The 20,168-nt window shown below is 43.5% G+C and carries 15 protein-coding genes; 13 read left to right on the top strand and 2 right to left on the bottom strand.

Going from position 1 to position 20,168, the window contains the following annotated elements:
• The first annotated feature begins 15 nt into the window (after positions 1-15).
• Positions 16-2,085: a catalase gene (locus tag ACJ9PY_RS26625; RefSeq protein WP_411739322.1), complete on the top strand. Its 2,070-nt coding sequence runs from the start codon at positions 16-18 to the stop codon at positions 2,083-2,085.
• Between the two features lie 64 nt (positions 2,086-2,149).
• Here ACJ9PY_RS26625 and pepT read toward each other — a convergent pair whose 3' ends face one another.
• Together pepT and ACJ9PY_RS26615 are read right to left on the bottom strand one after the other, a co-directional pair.
• Positions 2,150-3,385, bottom strand: a complete 1,236-nt coding sequence (pepT, locus tag ACJ9PY_RS26620; RefSeq protein ID WP_098864490.1) for a peptidase T — start codon at positions 3,383-3,385, stop codon at positions 2,150-2,152.
• 141 nt (positions 3,386-3,526) lie between these two features.
• On the bottom strand, positions 3,527-4,990 hold the full coding sequence (locus ACJ9PY_RS26615) for an alpha-amylase (protein ID WP_063574584.1): 1,464 nt from the start codon (positions 4,988-4,990) through the stop codon (positions 3,527-3,529).
• A 676-nt stretch (positions 4,991-5,666) separates the two neighbouring features.
• Between ACJ9PY_RS26615 and ACJ9PY_RS26610 the strand changes: the two genes are divergently transcribed.
• From ACJ9PY_RS26610 to rbsB, 12 genes are all read left to right on the top strand, one after another.
• On the top strand, positions 5,667-7,019 hold the full coding sequence (locus ACJ9PY_RS26610) for an aspartate aminotransferase family protein (protein WP_098864460.1): 1,353 nt from the start codon (positions 5,667-5,669) through the stop codon (positions 7,017-7,019).
• Positions 7,020-7,026: 7 nt separating this feature from the next.
• Positions 7,027-8,535: a pyridoxal phosphate-dependent decarboxylase family protein gene (locus ACJ9PY_RS26605; RefSeq protein WP_255294610.1), complete on the top strand. Its 1,509-nt coding sequence runs from the start codon at positions 7,027-7,029 to the stop codon at positions 8,533-8,535.
• Positions 8,536-8,537: 2 nt separating this feature from the next.
• The gene (locus tag ACJ9PY_RS26600) at positions 8,538-10,340 is read left to right on the top strand and encodes an IucA/IucC family protein (RefSeq protein ID WP_411739321.1); all 1,803 of its coding nucleotides are present in this window, start codon (positions 8,538-8,540) and stop codon (positions 10,338-10,340) included.
• Entirely contained in the window at positions 10,330-10,914 is a 585-nt protein-coding gene (locus ACJ9PY_RS26595) for a GNAT family N-acetyltransferase (protein WP_098864458.1), read from the top strand. Before ACJ9PY_RS26600 ends, ACJ9PY_RS26595 begins: the two co-directional genes overlap by 11 nt.
• Positions 10,889-12,217, top strand: coding sequence for a lysine N(6)-hydroxylase/L-ornithine N(5)-oxygenase family protein (locus ACJ9PY_RS26590; RefSeq protein WP_098864457.1), 1,329 nt, complete (start codon positions 10,889-10,891; stop codon positions 12,215-12,217). Before ACJ9PY_RS26595 ends, ACJ9PY_RS26590 begins: the two co-directional genes overlap by 26 nt.
• A 21-nt stretch (positions 12,218-12,238) precedes the next feature.
• Positions 12,239-14,050, top strand: a complete 1,812-nt coding sequence (locus ACJ9PY_RS26585; protein WP_411739320.1) for an IucA/IucC family protein — start codon at positions 12,239-12,241, stop codon at positions 14,048-14,050.
• A 428-nt stretch (positions 14,051-14,478) separates the two neighbouring features.
• Positions 14,479-15,465: a LacI family DNA-binding transcriptional regulator gene (locus ACJ9PY_RS26580; protein WP_403188205.1), complete on the top strand. Its 987-nt coding sequence runs from the start codon at positions 14,479-14,481 to the stop codon at positions 15,463-15,465.
• Positions 15,462-16,346, top strand: a complete 885-nt coding sequence (gene rbsK / locus ACJ9PY_RS26575; protein WP_063574590.1) for a ribokinase — start codon at positions 15,462-15,464, stop codon at positions 16,344-16,346. Before ACJ9PY_RS26580 ends, rbsK begins: the two co-directional genes overlap by 4 nt.
• Positions 16,343-16,735: a D-ribose pyranase gene (gene rbsD, locus ACJ9PY_RS26570; protein ID WP_034316088.1), complete on the top strand. Its 393-nt coding sequence runs from the start codon at positions 16,343-16,345 to the stop codon at positions 16,733-16,735. Before rbsK ends, rbsD begins: the two co-directional genes overlap by 4 nt.
• A gap of 18 nt (positions 16,736-16,753) precedes the next feature.
• Positions 16,754-18,235, top strand: a complete 1,482-nt coding sequence (locus ACJ9PY_RS26565; RefSeq protein WP_336058831.1) for a sugar ABC transporter ATP-binding protein — start codon at positions 16,754-16,756, stop codon at positions 18,233-18,235.
• Position 18,236: 1 nt separating this feature from the next.
• The gene (locus ACJ9PY_RS26560) at positions 18,237-19,181 is read left to right on the top strand and encodes an ABC transporter permease (protein WP_034316083.1); all 945 of its coding nucleotides are present in this window, start codon (positions 18,237-18,239) and stop codon (positions 19,179-19,181) included.
• Positions 19,182-19,196: 15 nt separating this feature from the next.
• Positions 19,197-20,117, top strand: a complete 921-nt coding sequence (gene rbsB, locus ACJ9PY_RS26555) for a ribose ABC transporter substrate-binding protein RbsB (RefSeq protein WP_328130533.1) — start codon at positions 19,197-19,199, stop codon at positions 20,115-20,117.
• The last annotated feature ends 51 nt before the right edge of the window (positions 20,118-20,168 follow it).

Below are 20,168 nucleotides of genomic sequence, written 5' to 3'. Positions count from 1 at the left end.
GAGGGATTGAGTGGGATGACGAAAGCAAATGAAAGCGGAAGAATCAATGGGCAAAGTAAGCAGCGGCAGCTGGATCAATATCGAGTGGACGATAATGGGAAAAAGATGACGACTAACCAAGGTTTGCGTGTTTCTGAAGATGAGCATTCTTTGAAAGCGGGAACCCGTGGTCCAACTTTGATGGAGGATTTTCATTTTCGTGAAAAAATGACTCATTTTGACCATGAGCGTATTCCTGAGAGGATTGTCCATGCGCGTGGATCTGGAGCACATGGATATTTTCAGGTATATGAACCGATGACCGAATATACAAAAGCCAAGTTTCTTCAAGACCCTTCAGTCAAGACACCAGTATTCGTTCGTTACTCCACGGTGGCAGGTTCCCGCGGATCGGCAGACTCGGTCCGTGATGTAAGGGGATTTTCCACAAAGTTCTATACGGAGGAAGGAAACTATGATTTGGTCGGAAATAATATTCCGGTATTTTTTATCCAGGATGCCATTAAGTTCCCGGATTTAATTCATGCGGTTAAACCGGAGCCTCATAACGAAATACCTCAGGCGGCATCTGCCCATGATACGTTTTGGGATTTCGTCGCAAACAATGAAGAAACGGCACATATGGTCATGTGGCACCTATCTGATAGGGCCATACCGAGAAGTTTCCGGATGATGGAAGGGTTTGGTGTCCATACATTCCGTTTTGTAAATGAAAAAGGCGTGGCCCATTTTGTTAAATTCCATTGGAAGCCTGTACTGGGAGTAAAATCCCTTGTCTGGGATGAGGCACAGAAAATTGCAGGGAAGAATCCTGATTTTCACCGCCAAGATCTGTGGAAAGCGATAGATACCGGGAATTATCCTGAATTTGAATTTGGCGTCCAAATGATTAAGGAGGAAGATGAATTCAAATTCGACTTTGATATCCTTGATCCTACTAAACTATGGCCGGAAGAACAAATCCCGGTTAAAATAATCGGAAAAATGGTTTTGAACCAAAATACGGATAACTTTTTTGCAGAGACGGAACAGATAGCTTTCCATCCGGGGCATGTTGTACCGGGTATTGATTTTTCAAATGATCCGCTGCTTCAGGGACGTTTATTCTCATACACGGATACCCAGCTATCCAGATTGGGAGGACCGAACTTCCATGAGCTACCGATTAATAGGACGGTTGCCCCCGTTCATAATAATCAGCGCGATGGCATGCACCGGATGTCAATAAATCCAGGGCCGGTCAGCTACCACAAAAACTCCCTTGCAGGCAACTCTCCTGAACCTGCTTCGGAAGGGGAAGGCGGCTATGCACATTACCAGGAGAAGGTCGATGGCAGGAAGGTCCGGCAGCGCAGTGAAAGCTTCAAGGATCATTACAGCCAGGCTAAACTATTTTGGAATAGCATGACGGAAGTGGAGAAGGAGCATATTATTCAGGCTTTCCACTTTGAAGTGGGAAAAGTGAAAAGTAAGGATGTTCAGCAGCAAATTGTCGAGATGTTCAGCAATGTGGATGTTGAACTGGCCAAAACGATCGCCATGGGAGTGGGCGTGAATCCTCCAGCCAACAAAATTGAGGATCAAATGGACTTGGCTTCTCCGGCTTTAAGCCAGGAGCAAATGAAAGTGAACACGGCCGCAACTAGAAAAGTGGCAATCTTGGCTGCAGATGGTTTCAACGGTTCAGAGGTTAATCAAGTCTTGGAATCATTTAAATCGGCAGGTATAACGGCTGAATTCATCAGTCATAATCGTGGAGTGGTTACAAGTTCTGAAGGACAGCAGGTCGAGGTGAATCAGACATTCCTGACAGCCGATTCGGTACTTTTCGATGCTGTATATGTGGCAGGGGGGCAGGGGAGTGTCGATGCTTTAATGGCATCCAAGGAACCCATTTACTTTGTTGGTGAAGCCTACAATCATTTCAAAGCGATTGGTGCGGGAAAAGAAGGGGCCATGATCTTATCGAAGGCAGGCATCATTTCCAATGATCCAGCTTCAGGCATTGTAGCTGTTACGGATCAAAATAGCGTTTCTGCCTTTATCGAGGCAATTGCCAAGCACCGTCACTGGAAACGCGCTTAATATCTATTGAAAACCCCCAGACTTGAAGTCTGGGGGTTTATTTCAATAGATATTTCGTATCAAGCTACTTTGCTTTTTCTTCAAAAAGTGATGCAATGCCAACGATCACTTTAGTGGACAATATCATATTATCAACGGAAATAAACTCATATTTTCCATGAAAGTTCTCCCCGCCCGTAAAGATGTTGGGTGTTGGCAGGCCCATATACGATAATTGAGATCCGTCCGTACCACCGCGTATTGGCGAGATTTTCGGTTTTATATCGAGTTTCTCCATTGCTTCATGGGCGATATCCACGATTTCCTTCACAGGCTCAATTTTTTCCTTCATGTTGAAGTATTGGTCGTGTAATTCGAGCTGGATTCGGTTTTGCCCATATTTTTCTTTTAAATCTTCGATCACTTTTGTTATATATTCCTTGCGTTCATTGAATCTTTGGCGGTCGAAATCCCTGATGATGTAAGAAAGCTTGGTCTCTTCCACATCACCATGAAAGGAAAGCAGGTGATAAAATCCTTCGTAACCCTCCGTATATTCCGGTGCTTCTGCCGCTGGGAGCTTATTATGGAATTCCATGGCGATTTTTGCCGAATTCACCATTTTTCCTTTAGCCGTTCCAGGATGAATATTCGTCCCTTTGATCAGGATTTTGGCCGATGCTGCATTGAAGCTCTCATATTCAAGTTCCCCAAGCGGGCCGCCGTCCACGGTGTAGGCAAATTGGGCACCAAAAGCATCTACATCAAACTTATGGGGTCCCCTGCCGATTTCCTCATCGGGGGTAAAAGCAACACGGATTTTTCCATGCTTGATTTCCGGATGCTGAATCAAATAATCCATGGCAGTCATGATTTCGGCAATTCCAGCCTTATTATCTGCTCCCAACAGGGTTGTCCCATCCGTCGTAATCAAGGTATGCCCTATATAGTTCTTAAGCGAAGGAAAATCATCAGGTGAAAGAATGACATCCAATTTTTCATGTAAAGTAAGATCTTTGCCATCATAGTTGTCGACGATTTGCGGTTTTACATCTTTTCCGGTGAAATCCGTTGCTGTATCGACATGGGCCAAGAAACCGATTGTCGGAACATCCTTATTTGAATTGGCTGGCAAGGTTGCCATGACATAGCCGTTCCCATCAATTGTCACATCCTTCATCCCAATGGATTGAAGTTCCTTGACCAATGCATTTGCCAAGGTCAGCTGTCCGGGTGTAGAAGGGCATGAGGGATTTTCCTCATTCGATTGGGTATCCACTTTCACATAAGAAGTGAATCTTTCAATGATTTCATTTTTCACTTTTCCTTCAACTCCTTTTCCCCTTATCTTACCATGATTGACTGTAATGGAAAAATTATCTTTTTCCAAATCTTCTTGGGTGGTGTAATCAGCAAAGAACAGCATATCTGCAAAAGACATGCCGTTCCTTGCTATCTCTTTTTAGAGTGGATTATTCAAGGCCCATACAGATACGCTTTTTCCATGAACGGGGAAGGTAGCGAACCCATCTTCTTCAATGGTGATGTGGTCATCTCTATGATAGGTTAAATCACTCCAGATTTCACCAGCACGATGCTCGCCGACGAACATCCTTTTTTCACTGTTGTGGTCTCCATTAGAGATAATGACCGCACACCCCGAGCCTTCTAGCTCTTCAACCCCGTGCCGGACCCAGCCTATCGTATTTGGATCATCAAAGTAATCGGTTTGTTCTCCGTAAGCTTTTTCATACCTAGCGAATAATAGGCGATCCAGGATATCCTTTTTCCCAGGCACCGGAGAAGGTCCGCCGATTCCATAATAGTCTCCGTAAAATACACACGGATAACCGCAAAGTCTAAGCAAGGTAAGTGCATATGCCGATGGCTTGAACCAGTCCTTTACCCAAGACTCCAGGGATTCGTGAGGCTGGGAGTCATGGTTATCGACAAAAGTGACAGCCTCTGCTGGATTGGTTTGGACGAGGGTATCATCAAAGATGGTTGAGAGGTCGAAGTCTGTTCCTGCGTTTGAGGCCTCATGAAATTTATAATGCAGGGAAACATCGAACAAGTTGAGGTCATGATTGGTTTGCTCTAAGTAAGTTTGACAGGCTTTAACATCCGCCTTCCAAAATTCGCCGACCATAAAAAAATGTTCCTTTGTATAAGGAATGAGTTCTTGGAGAAATTCGTTGATGAATTCATAATCGATATGTTTAACGGCGTCCAAACGAAAACCATCACACTTTAACGTATCAACCATCCATTTTCCCCAGCTAATCATTTCCTTACGAACTTCTGGCAGGCTGTAATCGATGTTGGCAAACATTAAATAATCGTAGTTTCCGAATTCATCGATGACATGCTTATTCCAGTGCTTATTTTCGCCTGTGATGCGAAATACACCCATTTTGTCGTTTTCGGCATCATAGTCTGTACCATTGAAATGAGTATGGTTCCACTTAAAGTCAGAGTATTTATTTTTACGGCCCGGGAAATCGAATTTGGTCCAGCCTTCCATTTCGAATGGTTCTGAAATATCTTCCATACGGTTGTCTGGATTGACTTCAATCACCTCAAATTTTTCGGTTCCGTCAGCTCCTGCTTTATGGTTCATGACTAAATCGATATAAACGCAAAGTCCGTAGTTATGACAGGTGGCTATTGCTTGCAGCAATTCATCTTTGGTTCCGTATTTTGTACGAACGGTTCCTTTTTGGTCAAATTCCCCCAAATCGTAACCGTCATATATTCCATATCCATTATCCCCAACGGATTGCCCTTTGGTGACTGGTGGAAGCCAAACGCAGTCAATTCCTATATCCTTCAACTTGGAGGCTGCGTATTTCAATCTTTCCCAATGAGAACCATCTGCCTCAAGATGCCACTCAAAAAATTGCATCATCGTATGATTTCTTTTCATCCGTTTCCCCCCTGACACCGACCTGATTATTAAAAAAGTGAAACTAATGCAATCGGATAAAGTAATAATGGAATTCTTTACCCACTAAAATCAAATGATAAACAAGTGAACAACCCTCTTGATTGAGGTTCATCTACCTCTCTATTTTACTATTTTATACCAAATAAGGGTATTTTATATTGATTAGCAGTTAAAAATTAATCAAATGTGGAGGAATAACCCGAAAAAGGCTATACGCCAATTCAAAAAGAGGCATCCCGAATTTTGGGATACCTTAATTTTTTGTAAGTCTATTATCCTATTATACCTCTTCGTTTAAAGAAGTGGGCGAAAGCCATTGCATCAATTAATAAGAGTAGGAGCACGGAAGATAGAATGATCGTATCTTTGGAGGAGCTGCTTTCCTTTTAAACCATTCATTGTTCTTCCTCTTTTTCCATGATTTTTGACTGCGTTCAGCTTATAAACAGAGTCTTAATAAAGCCTTAAGAACATTTTTGTATTCAATAGGTAAATAGAGAATAGGCCCCAGTTTTAACCTTTTCTTAATTTTATTGGAATTTACTAGCAGAAAAATGAGTGGATTTACTCATTGAGAATAATTATCATTATCAGTAAAATTAGTTCCATGATAATGATAATTATTCTCAATTAATTCAATACATGGAGGTTCAATATGGTAACGAACACGCTCACAAAAAATGATCAACTACTGGAACAACAAAATACAAGGGAATCAAATGCCCGATCATATCCTAGAAGATTACCCATGGCGATCGATCATGCGGAGGGAATTTACTTAACAGACATGGATGGAAAACGATATATTGATTTTCTTGCCGGGGCTGGAACATTAGCGCTTGGACACAATCATCCGGCAGTGCTTGAAGCGATGGAAAAAATTCTTAAGGATAAGCGTCCTTTGCATACATTGGACTTTACGACGCCAATTAAAGAGCAGTTCGTCGATGAAATTTTCGAATGCCTGCCTGAGGAATTCAGGAAAAATGCAAAAATTCAATTCTGTGGTCCTACTGGCGGAGATGCCATTGAGGCAGCACTTAAACTGGTTAAAACAGCGACAGGCAATAGAAGCATTTTATCCTTCCAAGGAGCTTACCACGGGGCAACGCATGCAACCATGTCAATCAGCGGCAATACAAGACCAAAGGAAAAAATACAAGGGTTAATGCCAGATGTTCAATTCCTGCCGTATCCCTATCAATATCGCTGTCCCTTTGGAATAGGCGGAGAAGAAAGCCATAAAATCAGCAGCCAGTATATCGAAAATCTATTGAACGATCCCGAATCCGGATTATTGGCACCTGCAGGAATGATTTTAGAGGCAGTACAAGGTGAGGGAGGCTCCATTCCAGCTCCAATTCCATGGCTTAAGGAAATCAGGAGAATAACGAAAGAGAAGGGCATTCCGCTTATTATCGACGAAGTTCAATCAGGCATCGGCCGTACAGGGAAAATGTTTGCCTTTGAACATGCAGGAATCGTTCCGGATGTTCTTGTACTATCCAAAGCAATAGGCGGAAGTCTTCCATTATCGGTGGTGATTTATAACAAAGAGCTTGACCTATGGTCACCAGGTGCACATATTGGTACGTTCCGCGGAAATCAAATGGCGATGGCAGCAGGAACAGCTACTTTAAAATACATGAAAGAGACGAATCTTGTGGAGCATGCCGCTAAAATGGGAGAAATCTTAAAGGATATTCTTAAAGATTTGCAAAAGGATATTAAGCAAATCGGTGATGTCAGGGGCCGGGGATTAATGGTCGGTGTGGAAATGATCAATCATGAAGAACCGCAAAATGCGAATGGAAGCCATCCTGCTGATTCGCAACTTGCCAGTGCCATTCAACAGGAATGCTTTCAAAGAGGGTTGATTCTGGAAGTTGGAGGCAGACATGGAAGTGTAGTGAGGTTCCTGCCTCCATTGATCGTAACGGAACCCCAGCTTCGCGAAGCCACTGCAATTTTTGAACAAGCTGTTCGTGCAGCAGTTGCAAGAGGGTGAATGATCAATGATCGAAATGATAAATAAAACGGATTTTGCATATTCTCGGATGTTCTTGAATAACGAAGAAGGCTTCAACAACTACAGCGAATCATTGAAAATCATTGAAAAAAAGCTGACAGACTTTTTAAAAGGGAACGATTCACCATACTCTGGGAAAAAACCGTATGAAATCGAAGCAAAATTAAACGAGCTGTCCCTTGCTTCTCCAAAAGGGAAGACAATGGAAGCTGTAGCGGATGAGCTGGCGGAGTTTGTTATTAATGACAGCATCAATGTACACAGCCCCGCTTGTATCGGACATTTGCATTGCCCGACATTAATACCTGCCGTGGCTGCCGAAATGATTATCGGCACGTTGAATCAATCCATGGATTCATGGGACCAAAGCTCTGCTGCCACCTTCGTTGAAGAGCGTTTAATAGATTGGCTGTGCAGCCAGGTGGGGTTACCTGAACAAGCGGATGGGATTTTCACAAGCGGTGGAACCCAATCCAATTATATGGGACTGCTATTGGCGAGGGACGCTTATTGTAAGCGTTTCTGGGGTGTGGATGTTCAGCAGCAAGGTTTGCCAGTCGAGGCGAAAAAATTGCGGATCCTATGCTCCGAGGCTGCCCACTTTACGGTCCGTAAATCAGCGGCACAGCTGGGGCTTGGTGAACAGTCTGTAGTCACGATTAAAACGGATTCAAACCACCGTCTGTCCATGGATGAATTAAATCATCAAATGTCGATTTTAGAGGAACAGGGTTTACTGCCATTTGCCATCGTTGCAACTTGTGGAACAACAGATTTCGGTTCAATCGATCCATTACATGAATTGTCCGAAGCGGCAAGGAAAAATGGGATATGGCTGCATGTGGACGCCGCATATGGAGGCGCGATGATTTTAAGTAAGGATTACAAAGAGTTAATCAGCGGAATTGAACGGGCCGATTCGATTACGGTTGATTTTCACAAATTATTCTATCAACCCATCAGTTGTGGTGCTTTTCTTGTCTCTGACAGCAACTCATTTCAATATATCCAGCATCACGCCGATTACTTGAATCCACAGGAAGATGAAGCCGAGGGCATGGTTCATTTAGTCAATAAATCGGTTCAAACGACGAGAAGGTTCGACGCACTGAAACTCTGGATGTCATTGAAGGTCGTTGGACTGGATACCTTTGCCGAAATGATCGATTATACTTGTCACCTTGCACGTGAGGTGGCTGCGAAGATCGATAAAGAGGAAGGATTCACAGTATTGAATAAAGACCCTGAATTGAATGCGGTTGTATTCCGTTATAATCCCGAGGGAGAAAGTGATCAGTTAGTCAATCTATTAAATAAACAGATTCAGCAGGAATTACTGAAAAGCGGACGGGCATTTTTAGCAAAAACGCGTTTTGACGGACAGGTATATTTAAAAATGACACTATTGAATCCAATGACAAGCCTTGAACACATAGAGGGAATTTTAGATGAAATCCGAGTATTAGGTGAAATGTTCAAGATGATGGAGGAATGAAGATGAATGGTAAGCGAATAGCTGAAAAGGCAACAATGCAAAGCTTTCTGAATTGTTATTTCCGGGAAACCGGAAATTACAATTTAGAAGAAACGAAAAACTGGCCGAATTTGGGGGGGGCCATCCCGGATTCATTAGTGGTCAGTAAGCTCACATCCCAAGATATTACAATGCTTGTTCCGCTTAAATATTGGTCGGAAACGGGGCGTCATATTTTCAACTTCCCGATTTACTATCAAACGGCATCCAAGCAAGTACTTGAATTAGATTACGTGACAATGGTCTCGATCGTTTCTAAAGAATTATTGAATGAACAGGGCCGGACGGATAGTGAAGATGAATTGATGCTGCGTGTCATCCTTAGCAGCCAAAACATTCAACGGTATGTGGAAGCGAGGACGGAAGACGCTGATGCCCTTCAAAGTCCTGATTTCACCTACATCGAAGCAGAGCAGTCACTTTTATTCGGGCATCTGTTCCATCCGACACCGAAAAGCAAGCAAGGCATTTCGGCAAAAGATGAATGGATCTATTCACCCGAATTAAAAGGGGAGTTCCAGCTGCACTACTTCCTGGCAGAACCTTCGATCGTCATCCAGGATTCCAGTGAAGTCCGATCGGCAAGTGAAATCATCAAACAGGAATTAGCCGGTGACTTGGAGATTTCCAGTGAATTTCGTGACACGTATTGCCAAAAGGAAAGCCGATACATCATTATCCCGGCACACCCGCTCCAGGCAAAAGTGCTTATCGAAAAAGAGGAGGTCAAGAGGCTGATCGAGCAAGGGTCACTAGTTTATGCAGGACCGCTTGGAAAAAAATTCACGGCCACCTCTTCATTTAGAACGGTATATAGTGCCACATCGAGATATATGTACAAATTTTCCGTTCCGGTAAAAATCACGAATTCCCTACGTGCAAATCTGCAAAAAGAATTAGATCGTGGTGTGGAAATCGCTAAATTAATAGATTCTAAAGTGGGAGACGATCTAAAAGAACGGCACCCCTCCTTCCGTATCATCAAGGATCCTGCTTACTTAACGATCAAAACGACCGAGCAAGAATCGGGATTCGATGTTGATATCCGGGAAAATCCTTTTTATGAAAACGATAAACAAGCAAGCCTGATTGCCGGCTTATGTCAGGATAATGCTTATGGTGCACCATCAAGGCTTGGAGCGATCATCCGCAAGTTATCAGCTGAAGAAGACCGCAGTACCGAAGAAGTAAGTAAGGATTGGTTCAAAACCTATCTGTCCATGACATTGAAACCGATGCTTTGGCTATTTGAAGAGTATGGAATCGTTTTGGAAGCCCATCAACAAAATTCCATCATTCAGCTTCAAGATGGGTATCCAGCCGCTTTTTATTATCGCGATAATCAAGGGTATTACTATTGTGAGTCCAAAGTGGACAGGCTGCAAAAGATCATGCCGGAACTAAGTGAAAAAAGCTTCACGATTTGTTCTGATGATGTCGCAGAAGAAAGACTGCAATACTATTTCTTTTTTAATCACTTATTAGGCTTAATCAATAATTTTGGAACGGAAGGATTAGTATCAGAAAGCAATCTGTTACAGCTCGTTCAGGAACATCTGGAAACATGCAGCAGGGATAGCGAAGATGAAGGGTTGAATCGAGTTGTCTCAAAGTTGCTTCATGCCCGGGAATTAACTTGTAAGGCTAATTTACTGACACGATTCCATGATATGGATGAGCTTGTTGGTTCACTTGAGACACAATCCGTTTATACAACGATTGATAATCCGTTCGCGCAGGGGGTTATGGCCGTCCATGAAAAATAGTTATGAAGAAGTGCTCAAGGACTGCAATAAACAGCTTTCATTTGTCAAAGTTGAATTTGAGAGGGATTTGGATACACTGCATGAATGGATGCATGAAGATCATGTGATACCCTACTGGAATTTGAATTTCACAAAAGAAAAATTTGCTGTTCATTTAAAAAAGGCACTGGCTGATACACACCAAACACTTTATTTAGGCTGTCTGGACTCCATTCCCATGAGCTATTGGGAATCGTATTGGGTAAAAGGCGATATCATCGAAGATCATTATGAATCCGAAGAGGGAGATCAAGGCATTCATTTACTCATTGGTGATCCGGATTATCTAGGGAAAGGACTGGCTTTGCCGTTTTTACGGGCAATGGTGAAGTTCCAACTACTTACCTCAACCACAAACAAAGTGATGGCTGAACCGGATATCAGGAATGCAAAGATGATTCATTTATTTGAAAAATGCGGGTTTACCCCAATTAAAGAGATAGAACTCCCTGACAAAACAGCATTGCTTATGTCATGCACACGGGGGAATTTCGAGAGGAAGTGGAACTATGGAGAAGCAACAATCTATCTATGACCTGGTAGGGATAGGGATTGGTCCATTTAACCTTGGACTTGCGGCCCTTTTGGAGAAAACCCCGGAGTTGAATGCCGTCTTTTTTGAGAAAAAGGGGGAATTTAATTGGCATGAAGGGATGCTGCTGGAAGGGACAACGCTGCAAGTGCCGTTCTTTGCCGATCTGGTTAGCATGGCAGATGTGACAAGCCCATATAGCTACCTGAATTATTTACAGCAGCATGATCGGCTTTATCATTTCTACTTCCTTGAAAAATTCTTGATTCCACGAAAGGAATATAACGACTATTGCCGCTGGGCTGCCCATCAACTTGATAGCTGCCGTTTTGGCAAAGCGGTGGAGGCGGTTGAATATATAGGAGATCAAGGTGAACCCTGCTATCAAATCAGTGTAAGGGATGTACAAACACAAAAGATCGAAGTCTATTATAGCCGCCATGTAGTCATGGGAATTGGCAGTTCCCCGACTGTTCCATCGGCCTTTCAGCCCTATATGGGAGAGAGCATCCTGCATTCGGCCGATTATTTACGGAATAAAGAAAACATCTTAAAGAAAAAATCCGTAACGGTTGTCGGATCTGGACAGAGTGCAGCCGAGGTCTTTCTGGATTTGCTTAATGAGCAGGAGGAATATGGCTACCAGCTAAACTGGTATACAAGATCCAAGGGCTTTTTCCCTATGGAATATTCAAAACTCGGGTTGGAATACTTCACTCCAGATTACCTTGATTTCTTTTATCGGCTGCCGCAGGAAAAGAAGGATGAAATCCTGCCGAAACAGGATTTATTGTATAAAGGGATCAGCGCTACGACCATTGCAGCAATTTTTGACAAGATGTATGAGAAATCGATTGGAAATGCCGAACTTGCCATTGAACTTCGGGCCATGACGGAAGTTTCGGCAGTTACCCCCGCCGAAAATGGCTGGCAATTGAAATGCCGACAGTGGGTTGAAGATAGCGAATTTGATGTGGACACAGAGGCGATTGTTTTTGGGACGGGCTATAAATCAACCCTTCCGGCATTCCTTGAAACGATGGAGGACCATTTAGTCCGCGATGACTTGGGGCGTCTTGCAATAACGAAAGACTATAAGGTAGGAACGGCCATCTCTACACCGAATCACCTATTTATTCAAAATGGCGAGATACATACACATGGTGTGGGTGCTCCGGATCTAGGTCTGGGGGCATTCCGAAATTCGATTATCATCAATCAATTGGCAGGTAAAGAAGTTTATCCATCGAAGCCAAAGGGTGCATTTCAGTCATTCCGTGTAAAAACACCCGTCATGGCTTACTAAGAAAAGGGAAGGAAGAATTATATGCAGTTCATAAATGAAGTGGAACAGGCAGTTTCAGAAAAAAATTGGTCGATAGTAAACCAAAACCTGCTGGCCAAGATGATTTCTGAGTATATGTATGAGGATATGATCCATCCAGCTGTCCTGAACGAAAACGCAGCAGCAAATCTATATGAGTTAAAGATAAATGAGGGGAAATCTTATCGATTTTTAGCGTCGCCCCGTCTTTTTGACAGCTATGAAGTACAGGCCGAGTCAATCCAGGTATGTGAAACGGAAGGTATTACACAGGCTAAAGATGCTATTCAATTCATTTTGGACATCCAGCCGTTAATTGGGATGACTGCAGAAACAACAGGACATTTAATCAAAGAATTCCATCATACGCTGCTTGCGGATCTCCAATTGCTATCCAAACCTGAACAAGATGCGGATGATTTAGTCGAACTGGATTATGCATTACTTGAAGGCGAAATGAGCGGTCACCCTTGGATTGCTTATAACAAGGGAAGAATCGGTTTCGGTTATGATGATTATTTGAAGTTCGCCCCAGAAAACCAGAAGGAAGTTCAGTTATCCTGGATTGCCGTCCATAAAACGAGGGGTGAGTTCAATTCAGTCGAAACGTTATCCTATAAGCAATTGATGGAGAATGAACTGGATGGGGAAACCCAAAAATCATTTGCAAAGACATTGACAGAAAAAGGTCTGAACGCCGAAAACTATTACTACCTCCCAGTTCATGAATGGCAGTGGAAGAATGTAATCATCCAGAACTTTACCGATGACTTGGCTAAAGGGCTGATCGTAGCTTTGGGAAATGGTCCTGATAAATATTTGCCGCAACAATCCATCCGGACATTTGTTAATGTATCGAATAAGGATAAACACCACGTCAAGCTGCCGATGAGCATTTTAAATACGCTAGTCTACCGTGGATTGCCAGCTGAACGCACGGTCATTGCCCCAAAAATCACAACGTATATAAAGAACATTTATGAAAATGATTCATTCTTGAAAGAACAATGCAAAGTAGTGCTTCCTGGTGAAGTGGCCAGTTTAAATGTTGATCACCCGTATTATTCCAAGCTAGAGAATGTACCGTATCAATATTTGGAGATGCTGGGGGGGATTTGGAGAGAAAGCATTTACAGTTATATGGAAGAAGGCGAAAAGCCCATTACGCTTGCGTCCCTTTTACATGTCGACAGCAAAGGTAAACCATATGTGGAAAGTCTTATTGAAAAATCGGGATTGACTGCAGAAGCCTGGACAGCTCAATTATTTGACGTCATCCTATCACCATTACTGCATTTCATCTATCAATATGGATTAGTCTTCTCGCCGCATGGTCAAAATACCATTTTAGTTTTGAAGGATTACAAACCTCACCGTTTGGCCATCAAGGATTTTGTAGATGATGTAAACGTAAGTGATCAACCGCTTCCTGAATTAAGCAGCCTTCCCGATGATTTAAGGAAAGTACTAAGAAGTGAGACTCCGGAGGGGCTGGTTCAATTCATTTTTACGGGACTATTCATCTGTCATTTCCGATACTTGTCAGCACTTCTGATGAAGAGGTCCCTTTTGGATGAGAATGCTTTCTGGGAAGGCGTCACTCGAACAATCCTTACACATCAGAAAAAATTCCCTATGCTACAGGATCGTTTCGATACGTTCAATTTCTTTGCGCCAAAATTAACAAAGCTCTGCCTGAATAGAAATCGGATGCTTCAATATGGGTATAGCGATGGTGAAGACCGTCCGCATGCCTCTGAGTTTGGGCATGTGAATAATGCCCTTTATGAAAAGTTACCTGCAAAAACGTTATAAAGTTAAACTGGCTCAGACTTTTGAGCCAGTTTTCTTATGGTTTTACAATTTGACCGTTGATTTCCGCTTCAGGCACTCGCTTTGCGCGGGCGGTTCGTGAGCCTCCTCGGCTTGCACCTGCGGGGTCTCCCGTAGACGCGCTTTCCCCGCAGGAGTCACGTACACCGCTCCAATCAACTAGTTTTAACAGTTAGGTAGAGCTACAGTCTTTTATGTTTTAAAGTAGACTGGATTTTGACGTAATGAGAGTGTTAAACCTATATGTGGGAAACTCAAAGAGACGAAATGTACGCATAAAAAACGAATTGTGTTATATTTTTTTTGGGTCGAAATTCCTAAAAAATATCTTTGGAAGAGGGCTTGCCGTTCATTTAAATTGGTGATAAGCTATGTGTAAACGGTTACACAATAGTATAGAGGGTGATATTTTGGCAACTATTCGGGATGTGGCAAAGGAAGCTGGAGTTTCTGTAGCAACGGTTTCCAGAGTTATGAATGGCAGTGGTTATGCACATGAGGACACAAAAAAGGTGGTCATGGCAGCTGTTGAAAAATTGAATTATAAACCGAATGAAGTGGCAAGATCCCTCTACAATCGTAAATCCAAATTGGTTGGTTTGATTTTGCCGGACATTACGAATCCCTTCTTCCCAGAAATGGCAAGAGGTGTCGAGGATTATCTGCAGCAGTTTGGTTATCGGTTAATTTTTGGAAATAGTGATGAAAAGCGAGATAAAGAAATAGAATATATTGACACTTTCCTGCAAAACAATGTAGTGGGCATGATTGCTTCAACTAGTGAAGAAGCCAATGAGAATTTCGATAATCTGGATATTCCAGTTGTCCTTCTCGACCGTACAGCAGAGAAATTACCAGCTGTTTATTCCGATCAAAGGACAGGCGGTAAGCTGGCAGCACGCGTATTGCTGGATAGAGGCAGTACGAATATCGTCCTCATTAGGGGGCCAGTCGAAATAAAGCCTGTATATGAACGGTACATGGCAGCATTGGAAGAATTGAAACAAGCAAAAGTGAACGTGCAAGTCATGGATTCATCCCTGACTCTTCAAGGCGGCCAAATATGCGTCAAGCAGCTTTTCGAGCAATATCCGGAAACGGATGGAATCATTGCTTGTAATGATATTGTTGCAGCCGCAGCACTTCAAGAGATCTTAAAACGGGGAATACGGATACCGGAAGACATACAATTGATCGGCTATGATGATATCTCCTTCACAGCGTTATTGCATCCACCGTTATCGACCATTCGGCAGCCTGCCTATGAGATGGGGGCACAAGCGGCGGAAATGCTAATTAAAAGGATCAATCAAGAAAAAATGGAAGTAACACATAAAAAGCTCCCTGTTTCTTTTGTGGAGAGACAAACAACGAGAAGGAAGGCGGAGAAGACATGATTAGAATTGCAGTAGTGGGAAGTTCGTCAATGGACTTAGTGGTGACATCAGCCAAACGGCCAATGGCGGGGGAAACGGTTTTAGGGGAGTCCTTTATCACGGTTCCTGGAGGAAAGGGAGCCAATCAGGCTGTTGCAGCGGCACGTCTTGGTGCAGAAGTGTCGATGGTTGGATGTGTAGGAGATGATGTCTATGGAGAGATCATCTTAGATAACCTGAAAAAAAATCATGTAAACACGAAGTATGTGGAACCGGTTACAGGTTCTGCTTCAGGGACAGCACATATTACCCTTTCGGAAGGTGATAACAGCATTATTGTCGTAAAAGGTGCGAATGATTTCATTACTCCTGAATATGTAGAAAAGGCGAAAAAGGTGATAGAGGAATCGGATATCGTGTTGGTTCAGCAGGAAATACCCGAGGAAACTGTGGAGTATCTGGCTGACTTGTGCAACATGCTTCAAAAGAGATTACTATTGAACCCAGCTCCCGCCCGCAAGTTAAGCGAGGCTGTCATTCAACAGGCATCATTCCTTACTCCGAATGAACATGAGTTCGAGATACTATTCGATGGGAGAGATAGAACGGAAGTCTTGACTGAGTATCCAAATAAATTATTCATTACCGAAGGGAAAAATGGCGTCCGTTACTTTGATGGACATGAAGAAAAGGTTGTTCCAAGCTTTGAAGTGGAGGCGGTGGATACAACAGGTGCAGGGGATACATTCAATGCAGCCTTTGCGGTGGCTGTTGCAGAAGGAAAAAGTTTTGACGAAAGTCTGTTGTTCGCGAACCGGGCAGCTTCCATTTCCGTGACGAAATTAGGTGCTCAAGGCGGCATGCCGCAAAGGGTAGAGGTCGAGAGGGGCTTTGAAGCATGAAACGTCAAGGAATCATCAATAGTTCAATAGCAAAGGTCTTGGTTGACCTTGGTCATACCGATTATATTGTCGTAGGTGATGCCGGGCTGCCGGTGCCGCCCGGAGTTTGCAAGATAGATTTAGCATTGACGCCTGGAACGCCATCATTTCAAGATGTCGTCCGGGCGGTTCACGAAGATATGGTTGTTGAAAAAGTTATCGCTGCCACAGAAGTGAAGGTTAAAAACCCGGAACAGCATCAATACATGGAGCAGCAATTCGGAGCAGCGATTGAATATGTTTCCCATGAGGATTTTAAAAGGCTGACAAGTAACGCGAAAGCCATTATCCGGACCGGGGAGACGACGCCATATTCAAATTGCATATTGCAGTCTGGAGTATTCTTTTAAAGAAATGAGATGATGAGCATGCAAATCGAAATGCACAATATTTATAAAGCATTTGGTCAAAACAAGGTATTGGAAGGTGTTCATTTTTCTTTAGAGGCTGGGGAAGTACATGCACTAATGGGGGAGAATGGAGCAGGGAAATCAACCTTGATGAACATTTTGACCGGGCTGCATAAACAAGATCAAGGAACGATCGAGATTAACGGTAAAGAAACCTCCTTCAGGGATTCAAAGGAAGCCGAAGAGGCAGGAATGGCCTTTATCCGTCAGGAATTGAATATTTGGCCCGAAATGACCGTGCTGGAGAATCTATTTATCGGCAGGGAAATGGTGAATCCCTTCGGTGTCCTGAAGACGAAACAAATGAAAGCGCGTGCAAAGGAGATTTTTAAAACACTTAATATTTCCCTTCCTTTTGATAAGGAAGCCGGATTCTGTTCTGTCGGTGAACAGCAAATGATTGAAATTGCCAAGGCGCTCATGACGGATGCCGAAGTCATCATCATGGACGAGCCCACAGCCGCTTTAACTGATAGGGAAATAGAGAAGCTCTTTGAAGTGATGAAGGGGCTTACCAAAAAGGGTGTATCGCTTGTTTATATTTCTCACCGAATGGAAGAAATATTCGCCATTTGTGACAGGATCACCGTAATGCGAGACGGAAAGACAGTCGATACGAAAAGAATTGCAGAAACGAATTTCGATGAAGTCGTTCAGAAAATGGTCGGGCGGGAGCTGGAGGACCGTTTTCCTCATCGTGAAGCGAATGCTGGCGACATAGTCCTTGATGTGAAAGGTTTAACCAGAAAGGGGCTTTTTGAAGATATCCATTTATCGGTTCGGCAAGGTGAGATTGTCGGTGTAGCCGGATTGATGGGAGCAGGCAGAACGGAAATAATGCGCGCCCTTTTTGGTGTCGACCAAATAGACAGCGGTGAAATCACCATTGAAGGCAGGAAAGTTTCCATACGAAAACCAACGGATGCAGTACGACACGGCCTGGCTTTCATTACGGAAAATCGTAAAGAAGAGGGATTGATCCTGGACTTTTCTGTAAGGGAAAATATCGGCTTGCCGAATCTCAAGAGTTTTGCTCCTAGCGGTATCGTGAAAACGGAGGATGAGATGAACTTTGCCGAAATGATGATTAAGCGCCTTCACGTGAAGACATCTTCTGCTGAAACGGTCATCGGCAACCTATCCGGAGGAAATCAACAGAAGGTGGTAATCGCCAAATGGATCGGCACTTCCCCTAAAGTTTTAATTATGGATGAACCGACCCGGGGCATAGATGTTGGTGCAAAACGTGAAATTTACGAATTGATGAATGAATTGACGGAGCGAGGCATCGCCATCATCATGGTTTCCTCAGAACTTCCGGAAATCATTGGAATGAGCGATAGAATCCTTGTGGTTCACGAAGGTGAGATTGCTGGGGAATTGTTAAAGCAGGAAGCGACGCAAGAAAAAATTATGGCATTGGCGACAGGAGGGAACTAGGATGAAACTTGAGGCTACAGGGAAAAGCGGGATTTGGCAAAAATTTGGTCCGTTACTCGCCCTGGTACTTTTATTTATCGTAATAACCGTTTTAAATCCATCATTCATGGAACCGAATAATATTTTGAATTTATTGCGTCAAACCTCCATCAATGCACTTATTGCATTTGGAATGACCTTTATCATATTGACAGGCGGCATCGACTTATCCGTCGGTTCCATTTTAGCTCTATCCAGCGCACTCATGGCTGGTATGATGGTCTCGGGATTAGATCCGATTTTAGCAATATTGGTAGGCATTCTACTAGGTGCGATAATGGGTGTAATCAATGGGATACTCGTTTCAAAGGGTAAGATGGCCCCTTTCATCGTGACACTGGCCACCATGACGATTTTCCGGGGATTAACGCTTGTGTACACGGATGGAAAGCCGATTACTGGAATTGGCGATTCGGTTATGTTCCAGATGCTTGGGAGAGGTTACTTCCTGGGAGTGCCAGTACCGGCCGTTGTGATGATCATCGCTTTCATGATCCTATGGTTCCTGCTTCATAAAACATCCTTTGGCCGTAAAACATATGCCATCGGCGGAAATGAAAGGGCTTCCCGGATTTCGGGGATTAAAGTTGACCGGGTCAAGGTGGCCATATATGGTCTGGCCGGTACGATGGCGGCAATTGCCGGTGCCATTTTAACGTCGCGTCTGAATTCGGCACAGCCGACGGCAGGACAATCCTATGAAATGGATGCCATCGCAGCCGTGGTGCTGGGCGGAACGAGCCTTTCAGGCGGTAAAGGGCGGTTGTTCGGTACGCTGGTGGGTGTCCTGATCATCGGTACCTTGAATAACGGCATGAACTTACTTGGTGTATCCTCCTTCTACCAGCAAGTGGTAAAAGGTGCAGTTATATTAATCGCGGTCTTACTTGACCGTAAAAAATCATAAGAAGAGGTGTAATCAATGAAAAAAATAGTATCGATCATCATGGTTCTTTCTTTAATGGTCTTGGCTGCCTGTTCAATGGATTCTGGTCTAACAGATGATAAAAAAGAAAAGAAAGACTCGATGAAAGACGTGAAAGTCGGGGTCAGCATCTCTACTTTAAACAACCCATTCTTCGTTTCCTTAAAAGATGGCATTGAAAAAAAGGCAAAAGAAAAGGGCATGAAAGTCACAGTTGTTGACGCCCAGGATGATACGGCAAAACAAATCAGCGGAATTGAAGATTTAATCCTTCAAAAGGTTGATGTCCTTCTTGTGAATCCAACTGACTCTGCGGCAATATCTTCAGCCGTTAAAGATGCAAATGATGCGGGCATTCCCGTTATCACGATTGACCGCTCTTCAGACGAAGGCGACATTGAAACGTTCATCGCTTCCGATAATGTGGCTGGCGGGGAAATGGCTGCAGAATATCTAGTTAAAGAGCTTGGCGAAAAAGCGAAAGTAGTGGAACTTGAAGGGGTATCCGGAGCATCTGCAACTCGTGAACGCGGGAAAGGTTTCCACAATATTGCGGACAAGCAGTTAGAGGTCCTGACAAGTCAAACGGCGGAATTCGACCGGACAAAAGGGCTTAACGTAATGGAAAATATCCTGCAAGGCAATAAAGACATCCAAGCGGTATTCGCCCATAATGATGAAATGGCACTAGGAGCCATTGAAGCAATCAAGGCGGCAGGCAAAGACATCATCGTCGTTGGCTTTGACGGAAATGATGATGCATTGAAAGCAGTTGAAAGCGGTGAACTAAAAGCTACAATCGCCCAACAACCGGCGCTTATCGGTAAAGAAGCGGTTAATGCGGCTGAAAAGATCTTAAAAGGCGACAAAGTGGATGACACAATATCCGTTCCATTGAAATTGGTCACCAAAGAGTGATTGTCTCCCAAACAAAAAGAGTGCCGGAAATCTTCCGGCACTCTTTTTGTA

It is taken from the genome of Peribacillus sp. S4, from assembly GCF_046715815.1.
GTDB classification, from domain to species: Bacteria; Bacillota; Bacilli; order Bacillales; family DSM-1321; genus Peribacillus; species Peribacillus frigoritolerans.
Note: the sequence above shows the minus strand (reverse complement) of the source record. Positions and strands in the feature narration are given on the sequence as shown.